Here is a 1,017-nt window from a genome sequence, read left to right as displayed (position 1 = left end):
CCTGGCCACCGCCGCCCGCGCGGCGCACCAGCGCTACCACTCCACCGGCCTGCGCGGCGGGAGCCGCGAGGCCCCCGGCACCGACGACGACGCCGCGGCGCTGTCCTACCTGCTGGCCGACGACTGCGTGCTGACCGTGGAGGACCGGCAGGACCTGCTGGCCGAGACCGACCCGCTGATGCGGCTGCGAGCGGTCCGGCGATTGCTGCTGCGCGAGGCGGAGTTCCTCCGCGAGCTGCGCGCGGTGCCCGCGCCGCTGGCCGAGTTCACCCGGGGCTCCAGCGCGAACTGACGCCGGTTCTTGCGCCGACCTGGGCATATCGCCCACGGGCCGCTGGATAGGATCAACGCATGTCCTCACCCGGTGGTCCTTGGGGTTCCCACGGTCAGCAGTACGACCCGCTGACCGGTCAACCGATGGGCGGCGCGCAGTACTCGCAGCCAGACCAGTACCAGGGCTTCGGCGCGTACGGCCAGCCGCAGCAGCCCCAGCAGCCGCAGTACCCGGGCATGGTCAGCGGCTTCCCGACGCCACCGCCGAAGAAGAGCCGCGGTCCGCTGATCACCGCGATCACGCTCGCCGCGGTGGCCGTGATCGCCATCGTGACCACGGTCGTCGTGCTGCTGATCCCCACCGGGCGCGACGAGGCGCAACCGCAACCGGCGCCGTCCCCGACCACCACCAGGAAGACCACCACCACCGCGCCGCCGAGCACGGCCAACCCGGACCTGACCCCGGTCGTCCCTGGCTGGCAGGTGGTGCGGGTGCCCAAGCGCACCGCGCTCTACGACGTGCCGGTCAGCGGGTGGGAGCTGGACCCCAACCCGGAGAACATCCAGGCCTACGGCCCGCCGGAGGACCCGGTGACCATGACCGGGGTGGCCGACTACCAGGTCGGTTTCTGCCCCGGTGACCCCCGCAGCTACCGCGCGACGTCCGGGGTGAGCGCCCGCCGGGGACCGGACAACGCCGCGGTCGCCTCCGAGACGCTGGCCAGCTCGACGAGCTTGGCCAGC

1 protein-coding gene and 1 pseudogene are annotated in these 1,017 nt (G+C 73.3%); both read left to right on the top strand.

The window, feature by feature from the left end:
- Positions 1–292: pseudogene (locus ABT324_RS33390) on the top strand (LON peptidase substrate-binding domain-containing protein); the annotation flags it as partial.
- 59 nt (positions 293–351) lie between these two features.
- Positions 352–1,017 (top strand): DUF8017 domain-containing protein (locus tag ABT324_RS33385; RefSeq protein WP_502949839.1); only part of this gene is annotated, 666 nt, incomplete at its 3' end.

It is taken from the genome of Saccharopolyspora sp. NPDC000359 (assembly GCF_040300525.1).
Lineage (GTDB): Bacteria > Actinomycetota > Actinomycetes > Mycobacteriales > Pseudonocardiaceae > Saccharopolyspora.
Note: the sequence above shows the minus strand (reverse complement) of the source record. Positions and strands in the feature narration are given on the sequence as shown.